Genomic DNA, 18635 nt, shown 5'->3' with positions numbered 1-18635 from the left:
CTATATATAAAGGAATAAAGGTGAAAAAATGTATTTTTTACAAAATTTAAAAGTGAAATATAAATTATTATCGCTTATTTCATTAGCAGTTTTAGGTATGGTAATTATGAGCTGTGTAGCAATTAATTCTATTAACAAGATTAAGCATGATACAGAGGTTGTAGTAGATGATTATCAACATTCTGTAGTTTTATTAGAAGGAATGCTTCGTACACAAAATTCACTAGAGTATAACTTACTAGAATTAATTACAGCGTCACCAAATGAGGGGACAAATAAAGAGGGGATTATTGGTAATATTGAAAAGGATCTTGAAAAATATGATTCTTTATTAAAAGAATATGATGATGGCTTCAATTTAAGTAAGCAAGAGGATGAGCTGTTTCAGAAGATGAAGGAATCTTTGCCAAGTTATATGGAGACATATAAGAAGTTGTTTGATAAAGCGAAGGTAACAAATGAATCTCAAATGGTAAACGAATTTCATAAGGAATTAAAACCGAAGGGAGTAGAGTTAGCTAGTTATGCTGTAGATCTAGAAGCGTATGTTTCAAATTTAGCTGACCAAGTATTTAAAGATTCTCAAAAAATGATAGATCGGTCCGTTATTACTTTTATCATTCTTGTAGTAGTTACTACAGTCATTATATGTATAGTAAGTTATATTATTAGCAAGCTTATAGTTGCTCCTTTACAAACGGTTAGTCGTATGATGGAAAGAGCAAAAGAAGGAGATTTAACTGTACATGGTGAGTATAATGCTAAGGATGAATTAGGTGTATTAGTAAGTGATTTTAACGAAATGATTGCAGGGCTAAGAACAAATATGCAAGAAGTAGAGAATAATATTCAGCTTTTATTCCAACATGCAGACGGAGTAGTATCTGCATCGGAAGTATCTAGTGGTGCAGCGAAGAAAATCACTATAGATATTGAAGAAGTTGCAAATGGCGCAGAGGGCCAAATGCAGGCAATGGAGCAAACTGCGGGGGCGATGGAAGAGTTGACACAAGGAATGCAGAGTATAGTGAATACATCATCCTCTGTAAATGAATTGTCTGCTCAATCAGCATTAGATGCAGAGAGTGGTAACAAATTAATGAAACAAATGATTCAACAGATGGATACAATCCAAAATTCAGTACATAACGGTGTGAAACAAGTAGAGACTATGAAAGAACAATCAGAAGAAATTGTTAAAATCATTGATGTTATGCAAGGTATTACCTCTCAAATTAACTTATTAGCATTAAACGCCGCAATTGAGGCTGCCCGTGCTGGGGAAAGTGGTAGAGGATTTGCAATTGTGGCAGATGAAGTAAGAAAATTAGCAGAACAATCTAGTGATTCTGCAAAACAAATTGAGAAGCTTATTACTCAAGTTATGGGAACAACGAACCATACGGTACATATGATGGGGAAAGTAGATAAGGAGGTACAGGCAGGTACACAAGTAGTAATGCATACAGAAAAAGTATTTGGAAAAATTACAGAAAAAGTACAGCAAGTATCTGAGCAAATTCAAACGGTATCTATGTCTACAGATGAAATTGCAGCGAGTAGTGAAGAGATTTCGGCTTCTGCAGAAGACATGGCTCAAATATCTCAAAGATCATCTGACCGCACTGATAGGGTAAAAGAGTCTATTCAACAGCAAGAAAAATCTGTTCAAGAGATCTCGGTTTCAATTGAACAGATGCATAATGCAGCAGGAGGATTAAAACAAATAGTTGCCCAATTTACTCTTCAAAAGTAGTAGTATATTTAAGTTTTAATATAGAAAAATTCCACTCAATAAATAAAAAAATCATTCTATATAACAAAGGATGATTTTTTTATGGGAATTTTGTGCAACTATCACTTAATATATTCTAATTTTTTACAATTTTCCGATTGTAATATATAATAATACGTAATGTTTTGGAGATTTTTCATTTGTAAAAGATAGTTTATAGGAGGAGAGAAAGGGTGTTCAATAAAAAATCAATGCCGGCTATAAAAATGATCCTTTCGATGTCTATTTTCGGATCAATTGGATTTTTTTCTACTCAAACAGGCTTACCGTCTTTTGAATTAGTATTCGTTCGTTGCATTTGTGCAACTATATTTTTAGCATTGTGTTGGCTCGTAACAGGACAGTATAAAAGTGAGAAATGGAATAAAAAAGAAGTAATGCAAATATTAGCATGCGGTGTATTTCTCGTTTTTAACTGGGTATTTCTATTTAAAGCGTTTGAAGTTATGTCGATTACAATTGCGATTTCAGTTTACCATCTTGCACCAATTATCGTATTAATGATTGGTAGTATTGTATTTAAAGAGAGACTTACAGTATTTGCGGTTATGTCCATTGTCATTTGTTTCATCGGTACCGTTTTAGTCGCTGGAGTAGACGGTAGTATGTCGTTAGAGAAATTAATGTCATCTGGAATGGTATGGGCACTTCTTGCAGCGTTATTTTATGCTTTTACCACTTTATTAGGAAAAGGAATTCAGCATACGAGCGCATATGCGATGACATTTTTACAAACGTTTTTAGGTATATTTTTATTGCTACCATTCGTAGATTTTGGCAAGTTTCAAGGGTTAACAGAGATGAACTGGATGATGATTACAGCAACAGGACTTATACATACGGGATTTGTATATTACTTATTTTTTGACAGTTTAAGAGGTTTATCGACGAGATTAATTTCTGTATTAGTGTTTTTAGATCCTGCGGTTGCAATACTATTAGATACAGTCTTTACCGGGTTTAGACCGACTAGTATGCAAGTAGTAGGGATTGTTCTTATATTTGTAGGAATGGCATTTACTTTTCGCAAGGGAACAGAGAAGGATTTATCGATGAAGGAAAGTGCTACTTTATAATTTAAATAAAATGATATTGAAAAGACGCATATATATACTATTTGCGTCTTTTTGTGTCAATAAAGTGAAATTTAAAAATGTAAAGGAGTTCACAAAGAGATTGTAGAATTTTTAATATATAGTACCTTAGATGTGACAGCTTCCTTTTTGAAATAAGAAAGAAGGAGGTATAAAGCAGAGAGGACAATGAAGAAAAAATATTGGGTGTAATGATGATTGCGACAATGGTAGGCGGTATATTTGCAGGGACGAATGTGGCCCCTGTAAAAGCGGAAATTGCACCGTTACAAAATACAAATCCAATTGTATTTAAAGATGTACCAAAAGGACATTGGGCAGAAGCGGCAATTCATAATTTAGCGGCAAACGAAATTATTTTTGGATATGGGGATGGAATTTTCGGTTTTGAAGATGACGTAACACGTGAGCAAGTTGCAGCTTTAATTTATCGTGTATTTGATATAGAAGAACAAGATGAATATGAAAACCCATATGGGGATATCGATGAAAACTCAACAAACTTTATTGAAGAGATATTAGCTTTAACGGAACTAGAAATTTTTATGGGAGACGAGCATGGAAACTTTAGACCGAAAGCAACGTTAACTCGTGCGGAAATGGCGCAAGTGCTTACGAATGCTTTTGATTCACAGGCGAAGGGATCTCATACGCTTAATGATGTTTCAGCAAATTCAATGCAATTAGTGCGATACAAACAAATGGTATTACAGCGGGAATCGGAGATAATAAATTCGGCCCATCCATGAAAGTAAAAAGAGAGCAATACGCACAGTTTTTATACAAAGCAATTTTGCATGATATGGAACAAGGACAGCAATAAGGTTTAACTAGTAAAGTGATATTTGAAAAATAATACAAAAAGGTCATTGTTGTATAACAGTGGCCTTTTTTGTATGGGATAAAGCGCGAAAGAAAGGTATTTTGAAAAAAAACGAAATGAATTTTCAAAAAAAACTTCCTTTTCTGAAGATTTGTTATATAATATAAAACATAAAATCAAATCTGTTATAAAACAGTTTAAGAAGGGGATGCTAATATGTCGACGCAAACTTCACGGGTTACATTGCCCGGAGAAATGTTACCAGCGTACAACGAAATATTGACACCTGAGGCGCTTAGTTTTTTAAAGGAACTACATGAAAATTTTAATAAGCGCCGCATAGAACTTTTACAAAAGCGTGCGGAGAAACAAAAGAGAATTGATGCAGGAGAGTTTCCGAAGTTTTTAGAAGAAACAAAGCGCATACGTGAAGCGGATTGGACAATTGCTCAATTGCCAAAAGATTTAGAGGATCGCCGCGTAGAGATTACTGGACCAGTGGATAGAAAGATGGTTATTAACGCTTTAAATTCAGGAGCGCATCTTTTTATGGCAGATTTCGAAGATTCGAATTCACCAACTTGGGAAAATGCAATTGAAGGTCAAATAAATTTACGAGATGCAGTGCAGGGAACGATTTCACATAAAAATGAAAATGGAAAAGAATATCGTTTAAATAGTAAAACAGCAGTATTAATTGTGCGTCCAAGAGGATGGCATTTAGAAGAAAAACATATGCAAGTTGATGGGAAGAATATGTCTGGTAGCTTAGTAGATTTCGGACTTTATTTTTTCCATAATGCGAAAGCTCTCTTAGCAAAAGGAAGCGGTCCATACTTTTACTTACCGAAAATGGAAAGCCATTTAGAAGCAAGGTTATGGAATGATGTTTTCGTATTTGCTCAAAAATATATCGGTATTCCAAACGGAACGATTAAAGCGACGGTGTTACTGGAAACGATTCACGCTTCGTTTGAAATGGATGAAATTTTGTATGAGCTTAAAGATCATTCTGCTGGGTTAAATTGCGGAAGATGGGATTATATTTTCAGCTTTCTAAAGAGTTTCCGTAATCATAATAAATTTTTACTTCCAGATAGAGCGCAAGTCACGATGACGGCGCCGTTTATGCGCGCGTATTCTTTGAAAGTCATTCAAACATGTCACCGCCGTAATGCACCAGCTATTGGAGGAATGGCAGCGCAAATTCCGATTAAAAACAATCCAGAAGCGAATGAAGCAGCTTTTGAAAAAGTGCGTGCAGATAAGGAGCGCGAAGCTTTAGACGGTCATGACGGGACTTGGGTTGCCCACCCGGGACTTGTACCAGTCGCGACGGAAGTATTTAATCACATTATGAAAACACCGAATCAAATTTTTAGAAAACGTGAAGAAATACATGTTACAGAAAAGGATTTATTAGAAGTACCAGTGGGAACGATTACAGAAGAGGGGCTTCGCCTAAATATTAACGTAGGCATTCAATATATCGCATCTTGGTTAAGCGGAAGGGGAGCGGCACCAATTTATAACTTAATGGAAGATGCGGCAACAGCGGAAATTTCTAGGGCACAAGTATGGCAATGGATCCGCCATGAAGGTGGAAAGCTAAATGACGGCCGTAATATTACGCTTGAATTGATGGAAGAGCTAAAAGAAGAAGAACTAGCAAAAATAGAAAGAGAGATTGGTAAGGAAGCCTTTAAGAAAGGGAGATTCCAAGAGGCGACAACGTTGTTTACAAATCTCGTTCGGAATGATGAATTCGTACCATTTTTAACATTACCGGGTTATGAAATTTTATAAAAAATGAAAAGGGGATGGAACAAATGAAAAACGAAAGAATCGAGAAATTACAAGAGAGTTGGGAACTAGATACGCGCTGGAAAGGGATTACACGCCCATATTCGGCAGAAGATGTAATTCGCTTGCGCGGGTCAATTGATATTGAACATACATTAGCGCGCCGCGGTGCTGAAAAGCTTTGGTCATCGCTTCATACGGAAGATTATATTAACGCACTTGGCGCATTAACAGGAAACCAAGCGATGCAACAAGTGAAAGCTGGGCTAAAAGCAATTTATTTAAGTGGATGGCAAGTCGCTGCGGATGCGAACCTTTCTGGACATATGTATCCAGACCAAAGTCTATATCCAGCGAACAGCGTACCTGCTGTAGTGAAACGAATTAATCAAACACTTCAACGTGCGGATCAAATTCAGCATATGGAAGGAAGCGATGATACAGATTATTTCGTACCGATTGTAGCAGATGCAGAAGCTGGATTTGGCGGACAATTAAACGTATTTGAACTGATGAAAGGTATGATTGAAGCAGGTGCATCAGGTGTGCACTTTGAAGATCAATTATCTTCAGAGAAGAAATGCGGCCATTTAGGCGGAAAAGTATTATTACCAACGCAAACAGCGGTGCGTAATTTAATCTCGGCACGCCTTGCAGCAGACGTAATGGGAGTGCCGACAATTATTGTTGCAAGAACAGACGCGGATGCAGCAGATTTAATTACGAGCGATATTGATCCAGTTGATAAAGCATTTATTACAGGTGAAAGAACTCCAGAAGGATTTTACCGTACGAAAGCAGGTCTTGATCAAGCAATTGCACGTGGTTTAGCATACGCTCCTTATGCAGATCTCGTTTGGTGCGAAACATCTGAACCAAATTTAGAAGATGCAAAACGATTTGCGGATGCAATTCATAAAGAGCATCCAGGGAAATTGCTTGCATATAACTGTTCACCTTCATTTAACTGGAAACAAAAATTAGATGAAAAAACAATTGCAAGCTTCCAAAAAGAAATCGCATCTTACGGTTATAAGTTCCAGTTCGTAACACTAGCTGGATTCCACTCGTTAAACTACGGCATGTTTGAATTAGCACGTGGCTATAAAGAGCGCGGCATGGCAGCGTACTCTGAACTGCAACAAGCAGAATTCGCAGCAGAAAAACACGGCTACTCTGCAACTCGTCATCAACGCGAAGTAGGAACAGGTTACTTTGATGAAGTAGCACAAGTTATTACAGGCGGTACTTCATCAACGACAGCGTTAAAAGGTTCTACAGAGGAAGCACAGTTTACGAAATAAAAGGAAGGGGCACCTTTTTAAAGGGTGCCCTTGTTATTTTCGGAACGATTCGAGAGTAAATGGAAATACATCAACGGTTTTTCAAATATATCGACTTACCGACAAAAAAGACGATATTATCAAATCCACTCAGCTCTATGATCGCGAATAAACTGTATATCTTTCTCATAATGCTCTAAATGTCCTTCATCAATCATTCTTTGGAAATTTAAGTCGCCTTCTTGTGCTTTTCTTTTCATATATGTACATAATGCTTCTAATCGTAGTAACACTATTCCTAAGTAATCTTCGTCCATACTTTTACCGTAGGACTGGACAAACAATTTCACTCTTTCTTTCATACGGCTAGCATGTTGTGCCGATTCATAATGAACTGCCTCACCTGATTCTGTATAATACACTCTACTTAAAGGTACACAAGTATAAAGCGTATAAGCGATATCCCAAATTCTTGGACCAGGAGCAGCGACATCGAAATCAATAATACCTACTGGTTTCTCGTCATTAAAAATAATGTTATATATAGCAAAATCATTGTGGCATAAAACCTCAATGTCATTTGGAGTACGATCCATCGGTTGCCATTCATCTGATAAGGGAAAGTCACTTACCGCATCATGATAAAGGCGGAGCATCTTTGCTATTTCCTTTAAAACATCATTAGATCGCATATATTCTTTTAAAGGATAATTTCCAGCGTCTCCTTCAATAAAGGATAAAATCTCTCTATCTTTTTCATCTACACCTAAAAACTTTGGAGCATGATGAAACCCTTTGTTTTCTAAGTGCTGTAATAATGTATGAATTTTTGCACTACCTGGCTTTAATTCTCGCCGAACAGTATTTTCAGAACGATACACATTTGATACATTTCCCCCTGTAAGCTTTTTCTCGTTGGTGTAGTCTGACATATAATCCCCTCCAATATAACGACTGTACGATTATATTGTAACACTTTAGAACAAGGGATGTAATCGTATTCAAATGATGTTTGTGTTCACTTTATAGTGAAATCTGCACATACTAAAATCAATTATTTACGAATGTACAATCAATTTAATTTGTCAGTTATTTTCAAAAAAGATTGTACATTTCATTTTAAGTATGCTATGATGAAGTCAGTTGAATAGTTAAATTAAGCAATCCATATATTATCAAGTGCCGAAAAACGAACGAGAAAAAGTATGTGAGAACTAGTTTATGTTTCGTGTTTGATAATGTGTGGATTCTTTTTTTATACAGGAAGACTAAAATAAATTGTGTTTTCTTTAGGAGGAAATAATTATGGCAGTAACAGGACAAGTAAAATGGTTTAACAACGAAAAAGGATTCGGTTTCATCGAAGTTCCAGGCGAAAACGATGTATTCGTACATTTCTCTGCAATCGAAACTGAAGGTTTCAAATCTCTAGAAGAAGGTCAAAAAGTTAGCTTCGAAATCGAAGATGGTAACCGTGGACCTCAAGCTAAAAACGTAATCAAACTATAATTTTATAGTTCATTATGGAAAAAGGATGGCTGCTGCCATCCTTTTTTTTGTTGTAATATACGAGCATAATGATTATATTTGGGGGAAAAGTATACAAATGAAGTCATACTCGATGTTCGTAGTGGGAATAAAGAAGATCTACACAATACGATTGAAGAAATCTCATTCGCCCGTTTTAGATGAATAAGAAAAAATAGTCGGTTTTTTTGAGGACGAAGAAGAGTAAAAGGCTTTCCAAAATGGAAGGCCTTTTACTCTTCTTTTTCAGCTTTTCTCTTCGCGCGTTTCTTACATTCAGGGCATTTTGATTTTCGGAAAGGCTTTGCGAAGAATAGTAGAATGAAAAATAGCCCGAATATAATGCTAGCTGAGTTTTTCACGATTACAATGCTACTATTTTTCATTTGAATCGTTGGTTGCATTTCTTTTTCTTCCATAGTGGACCTCCATATATTGGATTTTCCTTTTAATTATAGCAAAGTTAATTGTCGTAATGATGCGAAATGAGGAAGCAGTTGTAAATATTTATTGGTAGTATAAATACATTTTATATAGGTTTTTATTACAAAAACACTATATTGTTATTTTATAATTTAAAAGATGTTTGATAAATGATAAAGTATTGTAAAAAAGCGGAATCTGTAAGCCATTTCCTTTTCATAGATGCTAAAATTATATATGCAGCTGCTAATATAAATGGAAAAAAGGAGACAGTAGAATATGGAAAGTAAAGTAGAACGCTATGTCGAAAACTATGTGGTAAATAAAAATACAATGGCCTTACTTCCTGTTATTCTAAGTGAGAAGAAAATTGTTACACGAGTTGTTGAGATGGAAGATTCTTTTTTCGTATTTCAAAAGCCCCTAGATATTATAGAAAGAAGTTGCCGCAAGCATGGCTCTAGTTTCTTAGGCAGAAAAGAAGGAACGAAAGAGTTAACTCATATTACACATAAAGCACCGATTGCGATTAGTCCAGCAGATCAACTTTATTTTTTCCCTACTTATTCTTACTCTAGAAAAGAGTGCGCTTGGTTGTCTCATTTTTATATTGAAAGTAATAAAGAGTTAAAAGATGGAAATGTTATTGTTAGATTTATAAATGGATTTGCTGTGAAATTAGAAATATCAAAAAGTAGTTTTGAAAATCAACAAAATCGTACAGCGAAATTGCGTACTGAATATGAAGATCGTAGAAAAAAACAAGGAAACCCTTGTTTTAAAGAGATTGATAAAACTCAAGAATCTCGATTAAAACCAGCATACGAGAAAGTATATTTTGTGAAAGAAGAGGAAGTTTAAGAGGATGGGGAAAAATCCCCATCTTTTTTATTTGTCAGTTTTTATCGGTAAGTCGATATATTTGAGAAATCCCCGATATAATTTCACCTACTGAGGAATTTGTCAACAAAACAAAAGTGTCACTTCTAAAACTGCGAAACGTCCTGTCGAATATTGATAGATTATCATAGCGTAATAATGAAGGAATTCTAATGAAAGATATGGAAACTTAATAATTACATCTCCATATGTTGTATCTACCATTTCCTCTTTCATATAAGCAATGATACAGTAGAGGTAGTACTTAGAGTAAAGGGGTAAAGTGTAGAATGGATTTTCAGACAATCAAAGAGTATTTTTCACCAGAAAATATGGATCATATTGTTGAAAGTTATAAAGCGTTCGGACCACTTCTCGGTATTGGTTTACCGATGATAGAAGCGTTAATACCGGCATTGCCACTCATCGTATTTGTACTGGCAAATGCTGTTGCATTTGGATTTTGGCTCGGTTTTCTTTATTCTTGGCTCGGATCAGTAATGGGTGCCTTACTTGTCTTTTTCATTATCCGCCATTTTGGACGAAGTCGTTTCTTTTCTTTTGTAAATAAGCATGAGAGAGTACGAAAGGCAATGGGATGGATTGAAAGGAAAGGGTTTGCGCCAATTTTCGTCATATTTTGTTTTCCGTTTACACCGTCTGCGCTTATAAATGTTGTTGCTGGTTTATCTCGCATTAGTGTAAAGCAGTTTGGACTTGCGCTCGCGTTCGGAAAGCTTGTGATGATTTTTATTTTAACGTATATCGGTCATGATTTAATGTCATTTATTCATAATCCGGTGAAATCAGTCATTGTAGCAATTGGTATTTTTATTTTATGGTATGTCGGTAAGAAAATCGAAGTAAAGTTAGAACTACATTAAGAATAGTCTTCTTTATTCAGCTATTTGAGGGCAGTAAAACTCCCACCTCAAAATTCGGTTGGATAGGTGAGAGCCTTGTTGCTCGTAAATGCTAGATTGGTGCGGCTGATAAGGAGTGGGATGAACAAAACTCCCGCCGATTCAGTTTCACTTTATAAATGCAGGCTTCATTATTAAAGGATAAGGGGAGAAGCGGATGAAGAAAACTTTGAAAAAAGAAGGCATAGAGTGGATACGAACAATTTTAATTGGTGTATTATTAGCTGTATTTTTTCGAACGTTTTTCTTTTCGACGTACGTTGTAGAGGGGAAGTCAATGATGCCGACATTGCAAGATGGTAATATGCTCGTTGTAAATAAGGTGAGTTATCAAGTGGGGGACTTGAACAGGTTTGATGTTGTTGTGTTTCATGCGAATAAAAAAGAGGACTACGTAAAACGAATTATCGGTTTACCTGGAGATCAAATTGAATATAAGCATGATAAACTGTATATAAACGGACAATTCGTGGATGAACCTTATTTAGAAACGTATAAGAAAGAGATAAATGGACGACAACTAACAGGTGATTTTAAACTAGAAGAGTTAACGAAAGAAAAGTCGGTGCCACCTGGCTATATTTTTGTAGTGGGTGATAACCGCCTCGGGAGCTGGGATAGTAGACACTTTGGATTTGTAAAAGCTGATACAGTTGTCGGTAAAGTTGATTTACGATATTGGCCAATTCAAGAGGTGCAAACGAATTTTTCAAAAGGTTGATATAATAGGTAGAAGTATAGAAAAAGACAAACTACTCTGTTTGTCTTTTTTCGTGTACTATAATACAATTATAGTAGCAAACTAACGTTCGTTATGTAAGTGAAAGGTGGGGTTACATGTCACTTCGATTTGTAATTGGTAGAGCGGGAAGTGGAAAAAGTACACTTTGTTTACACGAAGTGCAGGAAGAGTTAAAGCAACGCCCAAGAGGGAAAACAATATTATATCTTGTGCCAGAACAGATGACATTCCAAACGCAGCAGGCGTTAATCGGGAGTGAGGATGTAAGAGGTTCTATTCGGGCACAAGTTTTTAGTTTTTCACGATTAGCGTGGAAGGTGCTGCAAGAAGTTGGTGGAGCGAGTCGTCTTCACATTGATGAAGCGGGCGTACATATGTTACTTCGTAAAATTGTAGAGTCTCGTAAAGATGGATTATCGGTGTTCCAAAAAGCAGCGGAGCAAAACGGTTTCTTTGAACATCTTGGCAGTATGATTGCGGAGTTTAAACGTTACAACGTGACGCCATCTAACGTATATGAAATGTGGCAACAATTAGATGCGCATAGTAGCAGTGCAGAACAAAAGCTATTAGCGAATAAAGTGTATGATTTACAACTATTATATGATGATTTTGAACGTGCTTTAATCGGAAAATATTTGGATTCAGAAGACTACCTACAATTGCTAGTCGAAAAGCTTCCACAGTCGGCATATGTAAATGGGGCTGAAATTTATATAGATGGATTTCATTCATTTTCACCGCAAGAACTAGAAATTGTAAGACAGCTTATGATTTGCGGTGCGCGAGTTACGATCACGTTAACGATAGATGAAAAAACGTTAGCACAGCCAGTAAATGAACTAGATTTATTTTATGAAACGACGTTAACGTATGAAAAAATAAAGCAAGTGGCGCGTGAAGAGAAGATAGAAATTGAAAAAACGATTCCACTTATGGAACAACCGCGTTTTCATTCGCAAGCATTAGCGCATTTAGAAACGCATTACGAAGCACGTCCAAATGAAAAGTTTCACGGAGAAGCAAGTGTAACGATTAGTACAGCAGCGAATTTACGAGCTGAAGTAGAAGGTGTTGCCCGTGAAATTCGTAGACTTGTGGCAGATGAAGACTATCGTTACCGAGATATTGCAGTCCTTCTTCGTAACGGAGAAAGTTATTACGATGTGATGCGAACGCTATTTACAGATTATAATATCCCGCATTTCATCGATGAAAAACGCCCGATGTCACATCATCCGCTAGTAGAATGCATTCGTTCTGCACTCGAGATTATTAGCGGAAATTGGCGTTATGATGCAGTGTTCCGCTGCGTGAAAACAGAGCTTTTATATCCATTAGACGTAAGAAAAGAAACGATGCGCGAAGAGATGGATGAGTTTGAAAACTACTGTTTAGCGTACGGTGTACAAGGGAAGAGATGGATTTCTGAGGATCCGTGGATGTATCGCCGCTATCGTTCTCTTGACGATACAGACGAGATGATTACAGACAGTGAACGTGAAATGGAAGAGAGAATAAATCGACTGCGCGACGTTGTAAGAACGCCTGTTATTCGTATGCAAAAAAGGCTGAAGCGAGCGGGAACAGTTATGCAAATGTGCGAAGCTGTTTATTTATTTTTAGAAGAGCTAGACGTTCCGAAAAAACTAGAAGCATTACGTATTCGTGCAGAAGAGAGCGGAGATTTCTTATTTGCGACAGATCATGAGCAAGTATGGGAAGAAGTAATGAGTCTTCTTGATACGTTCGTTGAGATGCTTGGCGAAGAGAAAATGTCACTTTCTATGTTCACAGACGTTATGTCGACAGGTCTTGAGGCGCTTCAATTTGCAAACATTCCGCCGTCATTAGACCAAGTGTTAATTGCTAATATTGATCGTTCTAGATTATCAAATGTGAAAGCAACATTTGTCATTGGCGTGAATGAAGGAGTTATTCCGGCAGCACCGATGGATGAAGGGATGCTTTCTGATGAGGAAAGAGATGTTCTTAGTGTTGCAGGTATCGAATTAGCACCAACGACGAGACAAACCTTATTAGAAGAACAGTTCGTTATGTACCAAATGGTAACGAGAGCAACTGAGAAATTATATATTTCATGCCCGCTTGCAGATGAGGAAGGGAAGACGTTACTTGCGTCTAGCTTTATTAAGAAAATAAAAAGAATGTTCCCTGATGTGAAAGATAAATTTATTACAAATGACGTAAATGATTTATCACGTTCGGAACAAATTTCATACGTAGCAACGCCAGAAGTAACGTTGTCATATGTTATGCAGCAACTTCAAACGTGGAAGCGATATGGATTTGAAGGGAATTTAGATTTTTGGTGGGATGTATATAATTTCTACGTAACTTCAGATGAATGGAAACAAAAAAGTAGCCGCGTATTATCAAGTTTATTCTACCGAAATCGTGCGCAAAAGCTAAGTACAGTTGTAAGTAGAGATTTATATGGAGATAAAATAAAAGGAAGCGTATCTCGTATGGAACTATTTAACCGTTGCGCATATGCTCATTTCGCGCAGCACGGTTTATCGTTAAGAGAGCGTGACATTTTCAAATTGGATGCGCCAGATATCGGGGAACTATTCCATGCAGCGCTGAAGAGAATTGCAGACAGGCTATTACGTGAAAACCGTACTTGGGCGGATTTATCAATAAAAGAGTGTGAGCATCTTTCGGCTGTAGTAATAGAAGAGATTGCACCGTTATTACAAAGACAAATTTTATTAAGTTCAAATCGTCATTTCTATTTAAAACAAAAACTACAACAAATCATTTTCCGTACATCAATCATTCTTCGTGAACATGCGAAGTCAAGCGGTTTCGTACCAGTTGATTTAGAAGTGCCATTCGGTATGGGCGGTACAGGGTCGCTTCCGCCGATGGAGTTCTCATTACCAAATGGTGTGAAGATGGAAGTAGTTGGCCGTATTGACCGTGTTGATAAGGCGGAAGATGAAAACGGAACATTCTTACGTATTATTGACTATAAATCCAGTGCAAAAGCGTTAGACTTAACGGAAGTGTATTACGGATTAGCACTTCAAATGTTAACGTATTTAGATGTTGTTACTTCAAATGCACATACGTGGATGAAAAAAGGCGGGACAGCATCACCAGCTGGTGTACTGTACTTCCATATTCATAACCCGATCGTTGAGGTGAAAGGTGACGCATCGGAAGCAGAAATTGAAAAGGAAATTTTAAAGAAATTCAAAATGAAAGGACTCGTACTAGGAGATGCTGATGTTGTTCGTTTAATGGATAACAAACTTTCAACAGGAAGCTCTGATATTATTTCTGCTGGTTTGAAAAAAGACGGTAGCTTTAGTGCGCGTTCGAGTATTGCAAGTGAACAAGAGTTTAACGTACTTCAAAAATATGTACACCATACGTTTGAAAATATCGGAAAAGACATTACAGAAGGCGTTATCGATATTGCTCCTTATAAGAAGGGGAATAAAGCGGCGTGTACGTTCTGTAACTTCAAATCTGTTTGTCAGTTCGATGAATCACTTGAAGATAACCAGTTCCGTACGCTAAAAGATATGAAAGATAGCGAAGCGATGGAGAAAATTAGAGAGGAGGTTGGCGGAGAATGATTGAAAATTGGCCTGAAAAACCAGAAGGTAGTCAGTGGACGGATGACCAGTGGAAAGCGGTTGTAGCGAACGGACGTGATATTTTAGTTGCGGCAGCAGCTGGATCAGGGAAAACAGCAGTATTAGTTGAACGTATTATTAAAAAGATTATAAATGAAGAAAACCCAGTCGATGTCGACCGCCTGCTCGTTGTAACATTTACGAATGCAGCGGCGCAAGAGATGAAAAACAGAATTGGGGAAGCGTTAGAAAAGGTATTAATTGATGAGCCAGGATCGCAGCACGTAAGAAAGCAGCTTAGCTTATTAAATAAAGCTTCTATTTCGACGATCCATTCCTTTTGTTTACAAGTAATTAGAGGATATTATTACATGCTTGATGTGGATCCTCGTTTCCGCATTGCGAATCAAACGGAAAATGAACTGTTAAAAGAAGAAGTATTAGATGACATATTAGAAGAAGAGTACGGAATTGAAGATAATAGTATTTTCTTTGAACTCGTTGATCGTTATACGAGTGACCGTAGTGATGATGACTTACAGCGTATGATTTTAGCGCTTCATACAGAATCAAGAGCGCATCCAAATCCGGAAAAATGGCTCGATAAATTAGTAGAAGCATACGACGTGGAAGGAAAGACAATTGAAGATTTAGTGTATGCTTCTTACTTATTAGAAGATGTGAAATTCCAGCTTGAAACAGCAGAGGCACATATTCGTAAAGCGACTGAACTCGCAATGCTTCCTGACGGTCCGGCGCCCCGCGTTGAAACCCTGCAAGCGGATGCAGTTTTACTTGGAACGTTGTCATCAGCTGCTCGTGAGTCATGGACAAGCGTTTATGAAGCGATGCAAAACATATCGTGGCAAACGTTAAAGCGTATTAAGAAAAGTGATTACAACGAGGATGTTGTAAAACAAGTAGACTCTCTTCGTAATAAAGCGAAAGATGAAGTGAAAAAATTACAAGAAGAGTTATTTAGCCGCAGACCTGAAAGTTTCTTACGAGATTTTCAAGACATGCATCCTGTATTAGAAAAACTCGTACAGCTTGTAAAAGTATTTACAGAGCGTTTCCAAGCGATGAAGCGTGATAAAGGAATGGTCGATTTCACAGATTTAGAGCATTTCTGCTTACAAATTTTAAGTGAACAAAGTGAAAGTGGTGAAATGAAGCCATCAGCAGTAGCACTTCAATATCGTAATAAATTTGCTGAAGTACTAGTTGATGAATATCAAGATACGAACTTTGTGCAGGAATCCATTATTAAATTCGTAACGAAAGATTCTGAGAGTGAAGGGAACTTGTTTATGGTAGGTGACGTGAAGCAGTCGATCTATCGTTTCCGACTAGCAGAACCAGGCCTGTTCCTAGGAAAGTATAAACGCTTCACACAAGAAGGATTAGGTGGCGGAATGAAGATAGACTTAGCGAAAAACTTCCGTAGCCGTCATGAAGTGTTAGCAGGTACGAACTTTATTTTTAAACAAATTATGGGTGAAGAAGTCGGAGAAATCGACTACGATGCAGACGCTGAATTGAAGCTAGGTGCTAGCTATCCAGAAGGTGAAGATGTAGCGGCTGAACTACTATGCATTCAGCAAACAGAAGAAGAAGTGCAAGACGGAGAAGAAGGTGCGGAAGTAGAAAAAGCACAACTTGAAGCTCGCCTTATGGCGCAGCGAATAAAGGCTATGGTTGATTCAGGATATACCGTCTATGATCGCAAAACGAATGAAATGCGACAAGTACAATACCGTGACTTCGTTATTTTACTTCGCTCTATGCCGTGGGCGCCGCAAATTATGGAAGAGTTAAAGCTGCAAGGAATTCCAGTATACGCTGATCTTGCGACTGGTTACTTTGAAGCGACAGAAGTAAATATTATGATGAACGTATTCCGCGTGATCGATAATCCGATGCAAGATATTCCGCTTGCCGCCGTACTTCGTTCACCAATCGTTGGGTTAAATGATGAGGAACTTGCGACGCTTCGTGCTCACGGGAAGAAAGGTTCGTTTTATGAAGTAATGAGCACATTCTTAAAAGGGGCACCACTTGAAGAAGAGCAAGAACTACATGATAAATTAGAGTGGTTCTATAACTTACTGCAAGGATGGCGTGAATTCGCGCGTCAACAGTCACTTTCTGATTTAATTTGGAAAGTGTACGGTGAGACAGGTTATTACGACTTTGTTGGCGGTTTACCAGCCGGAAAGCAAAGGCAAGCAAACCTGCGTGTACTTTATGACCGTGCAAGACAATATGAAGCAACATCGTTTAGAGGATTATTCCGCTTCTTACGCTTTATTGAGCGTATTTTAGAACGCGGTGATGATATGGGAACTGCGAGAGCTTTAGGTGAACAAGAAGATGTCGTTCGTATTATGACGATTCATAAAAGTAAAGGACTTGAGTTCCCAGTCGTATTTGTAGCGGGACTAGGTCGTCGTTTTAATACACAAGATTTAATGAAACGTTTCTTACTGCATAAAGACTTCGGTTTCGGTTCACAATTTATCGATCCTCGTAAACGAATTAAATATACGACATTATCGCAACTAGCAATTAAGCGTAAAATGAAAATGGAATTAATCGCGGAAGAAATGCGCGTGTTATACGTAGCGTTAACGCGTGCGAAAGAGAAGTTAATTTTAATTGGAACGGTTAAAGATGCCAATAAAGAAATGGAAAAATGGCTCGATGCAAGGGAGCATAGTGAATGGTTATTACCAGACCATATACGTGCCGGAGCGTCTTGTTATTTAGACTGGATTGCACCTTCATTATATAGACATCGTGATAGTGAAATGCTTCTTGAATTAGGACAAGGAAGCATTCCAGGTGAAATTTATGAATATGACACGAACTGGAAAGTGGAAGTTGTTGACGGCAAAACGTTACTTGCACCGGAACCGGTTCAAGAAGAGAAACAAGAATTGTTAGAAGCACTTCGTGAGAAAAAAGCTGTTCCGCTACAAAGTGAACGGAAAGAAGAAGTGTACGACAGATTAATGTGGAAGTACGGATATGAGGAAGCAACATCTCACCGTGCGAAACAGTCTGTTACAGAAATAAAGAGAAACTACCAATCAGAAGAAGGTAGCGATAATGCCTTTATTAAAAAACTACGTGCGCCAATTAAAACACGTCCTCGTTTTATGGAGAAAAAAGGATTGACGTACGCAGAGCGTGGGACAGCAGTCCATGCTGTTATGCAACATGTAGATTTGAAGAAACCAATTACGATTGAAGTTCTTCAAGAGCAAATTGCCGGAATGGTAAATAAGGAACTATTAACATTCGAACAAGCAGAAGAAATAGCAATTGAAAAAGTGATTTCATTCTTTGACAGTGACCTAGGTAAAAGGGTATTAGCGGCGAAAAGTGTTGAGCGTGAAGTACCATTTACGATGATGCTTGCAGCAGAAGAGGCGTATCAAGATTGGCAAGGTAAGAGTGATGAAACAATTCTTGTCCAAGGGGTTATCGACTGCATGATTGAAGAGGAAGATGGTATCACTTTAATCGACTTCAAAACGGATACGATTGAAGGGAAGTTCCCAGGCGGATTCGATCAAGCGAAACCGATTTTAGAAGATCGATATAAAGTACAGCTTTCGTTATATGCAAAGGCGCTTGAAAAAAGCTTGCAACATCCTGTGAAAGAGAAATGCTTATACTTCTTTGATGGCAATCATGTTGTCAAAGTTGAGGAATAGAGGGACTTGA

At 37.5% G+C, this 18635-nt stretch carries 12 protein-coding genes and 2 pseudogenes; 12 read left to right on the top strand and 2 right to left on the bottom strand.

Annotated elements, in window-relative coordinates; all coding sequences use genetic code 11:
• Positions 1 to 28: 28 nt before the first annotated feature.
• From DN394_RS29990 to aceA, 6 genes and pseudogenes are all read left to right on the top strand, one after another.
• Positions 29 to 808 (top strand): annotated as a pseudogene (locus DN394_RS29990) (MCP four helix bundle domain-containing protein); the annotation flags it as partial.
• Positions 803 to 1756, top strand: a complete 954-nt coding sequence (locus DN394_RS29985; protein ID WP_420913095.1) for a methyl-accepting chemotaxis protein — start codon at positions 803 to 805, stop codon at positions 1754 to 1756. The pseudogene DN394_RS29990 and the gene DN394_RS29985, both read left to right, overlap by 6 nt.
• 212 nt (positions 1757 to 1968) lie before the next feature.
• On the top strand, positions 1969 to 2871 hold the full coding sequence (locus DN394_RS20200; RefSeq protein WP_074651410.1) for a DMT family transporter: 903 nt from the start codon (positions 1969 to 1971) through the stop codon (positions 2869 to 2871).
• Between the two features lie 260 nt (positions 2872 to 3131).
• Positions 3132 to 3712: pseudogene (locus DN394_RS29490) on the top strand (S-layer homology domain-containing protein); the annotation flags it as partial.
• A 216-nt stretch (positions 3713 to 3928) separates the two neighbouring features.
• Positions 3929 to 5518, top strand: a complete 1590-nt coding sequence (aceB, locus tag DN394_RS20185) for a malate synthase A (protein ID WP_046958333.1) — start codon at positions 3929 to 3931, stop codon at positions 5516 to 5518.
• A gap of 23 nt (positions 5519 to 5541) precedes the next feature.
• Positions 5542 to 6819 carry an isocitrate lyase gene (gene aceA / locus DN394_RS20180; protein ID WP_000787360.1) on the top strand — a complete coding sequence of 426 codons (1278 nt, stop codon included), beginning with the start codon at positions 5542 to 5544 and terminating at the stop codon, positions 6817 to 6819.
• A 119-nt stretch (positions 6820 to 6938) separates the two neighbouring features.
• Here the strand turns inward: aceA and DN394_RS20175 are convergent, their stop codons facing one another.
• On the bottom strand, positions 6939 to 7730 hold the full coding sequence (locus DN394_RS20175; protein WP_048567023.1) for a phosphotransferase: 792 nt from the start codon (positions 7728 to 7730) through the stop codon (positions 6939 to 6941).
• A gap of 373 nt (positions 7731 to 8103) precedes the next feature.
• Between DN394_RS20175 and cspA the strand changes: the two genes are divergently transcribed.
• On the top strand, positions 8104 to 8307 hold the full coding sequence (gene cspA, locus DN394_RS20170; RefSeq protein WP_000301521.1) for an RNA chaperone/antiterminator CspA: 204 nt from the start codon (positions 8104 to 8106) through the stop codon (positions 8305 to 8307).
• 251 nt (positions 8308 to 8558) lie between these two features.
• On the opposite strand, the gene DN394_RS20165 is transcribed toward cspA, so the two are convergent.
• Complete coding sequence (locus tag DN394_RS20165) at positions 8559 to 8744, bottom strand: hypothetical protein (protein ID WP_000391437.1); 186 nt, start codon at positions 8742 to 8744, stop codon at positions 8559 to 8561.
• 283 nt (positions 8745 to 9027) lie between these two features.
• Between DN394_RS20165 and DN394_RS20160 the strand changes: the two genes are divergently transcribed.
• The 5 genes from DN394_RS20160 to addA all read left to right on the top strand — a co-directional run bounded on the left by DN394_RS20160 (position 9028) and on the right by addA (position 18625).
• Positions 9028 to 9609, top strand: coding sequence for a competence protein ComK (locus tag DN394_RS20160; protein WP_048567024.1), 582 nt, complete (start codon positions 9028 to 9030; stop codon positions 9607 to 9609).
• Between the two features lie 308 nt (positions 9610 to 9917).
• Positions 9918 to 10511 (top strand): TVP38/TMEM64 family protein, encoded by a 594-nt coding sequence (locus tag DN394_RS20150; RefSeq protein ID WP_000347517.1) that lies wholly within the window; start codon positions 9918 to 9920, stop codon positions 10509 to 10511.
• Positions 10512 to 10707: 196 nt separating this feature from the next.
• Positions 10708 to 11271, top strand: a complete 564-nt coding sequence (lepB, locus tag DN394_RS20145) for a signal peptidase I (RefSeq protein ID WP_048567025.1) — start codon at positions 10708 to 10710, stop codon at positions 11269 to 11271.
• A gap of 116 nt (positions 11272 to 11387) precedes the next feature.
• Positions 11388 to 14903 carry a helicase-exonuclease AddAB subunit AddB gene (addB, locus tag DN394_RS20140; RefSeq protein WP_097994408.1) on the top strand — a complete coding sequence of 1172 codons (3516 nt, stop codon included), beginning with the start codon at positions 11388 to 11390 and terminating at the stop codon, positions 14901 to 14903.
• Positions 14900 to 18625 (top strand): helicase-exonuclease AddAB subunit AddA, encoded by a 3726-nt coding sequence (addA, locus tag DN394_RS20135; protein ID WP_149294166.1) that lies wholly within the window; start codon positions 14900 to 14902, stop codon positions 18623 to 18625. Before addB ends, addA begins: the two co-directional genes overlap by 4 nt.
• Positions 18626 to 18635 lie beyond the last annotated feature (10 nt).

The sequence above is a fragment of the Bacillus sp. BB081 genome (genome assembly GCF_008368895.1).
GTDB lineage: Bacteria > Bacillota > Bacilli > Bacillales > Bacillaceae_G > Bacillus_A > Bacillus_A wiedmannii.
Note: the sequence above shows the minus strand (reverse complement) of the source record. Positions and strands in the feature narration are given on the sequence as shown.